The organism is Klebsiella sp. ME-303 (assembly GCF_007910085.1).
Taxonomy (GTDB): Bacteria; Pseudomonadota; Gammaproteobacteria; order Enterobacterales; family Enterobacteriaceae; genus Klebsiella; species Klebsiella michiganensis.
Genome location: NZ_VOJB01000013.1, coordinates 1 through 875, shown reverse-complemented (window position 1 = coordinate 875; position 875 = coordinate 1). Strand labels below are relative to the sequence as shown.

Here is an 875-nt window from a genome sequence, read left to right as displayed (position 1 = left end):
GAACTCCCACATGCGTTCGCCACGCAGAGTTACTTTACAGCCGATCGGATAGCCCTGACGGATTTTGAAGCCTGCAACTGATTTGCGTGCTTTGGTGATCAGCGGTTTTTGACCGGAGATTGCTGTCAGATCGGCTGCTGCGTTATCCAGCAGTTTCTTGTCAGCGATCGCTTCACCAACACCCATGTTCAGGGTGATCTTCTCGACCCGAGGGACTTGCATGACAGAATTGTAGTTAAACTCAGTCATGAGTTTTTTAACTACTTCGTCTTTGTAGTAATCATGCAGTTTCGCCATCGTACTACTCCAAATTACTTGATAGTTTCGCTGTTAGATTTGAAGAAACGGACTTTTTTGCCGTCTTCGAATCTAAAGCCTACACGGTCAGCCTTGCCGGTTGCCGCATTGAAGATTGCAACGTTAGAAACCTGAATAGCAGCTTCTTTTTCAACGATGCCGCCTGGTTGGTTCAGAGCCGGAACCGGCTTCTGGTGTTTCTTAACCAGGTTGATACCTTCAACAATGAGCTTGCCGGAAGACAAGACATTCTTAACTTTACCGCGTTTACCTTTATCTTTACCGGTTAACACGATAACTTCGTCATCACGACGGATTTTCGCTGCCATGATTCGCTCCTTAGAGTACTTCTGGGGCCAGAGAGATAATTTTCATGAACTTCTCGTTACGAAGTTCACGAGTTACCGGCCCAAAAATACGCGTACCGATGGGCTGCTCGCTGTTATTGTTTAAAATAACGCATGCATTACCATCGAAGCGAATGACAGAACCGTCCGGGCGACGAACACCCTTCTTGGTGCGCACCACTACCGCCTTCAGCACATCACCTTTTTTGACCTTACCACGCGGAATTGCTT

Annotated in this window: 3 protein-coding genes; all 3 read right to left on the bottom strand. The window is 47.2% G+C overall.

Annotation, left to right across the window (positions count from 1 at the left end; translation table 11 throughout):
• Window positions 1-297, bottom strand: a 297-nt coding sequence (locus FQK12_RS00095; protein WP_146295613.1) for a large ribosomal subunit protein uL5, incomplete at its 3' end; no start/stop codon positions are given.
• Between the two features lie 14 nt (window positions 298-311).
• Window positions 312-626, bottom strand: a complete 315-nt coding sequence (rplX, locus tag FQK12_RS00090; protein WP_004106345.1) for a 50S ribosomal protein L24 — start codon at window positions 624-626, stop codon at window positions 312-314.
• Window positions 627-636: 10 nt separating this feature from the next.
• Window positions 637-875 (bottom strand): 50S ribosomal protein L14 (rplN, locus tag FQK12_RS00085; RefSeq protein WP_146295611.1); only part of this gene is annotated, 239 nt, incomplete at its 5' end.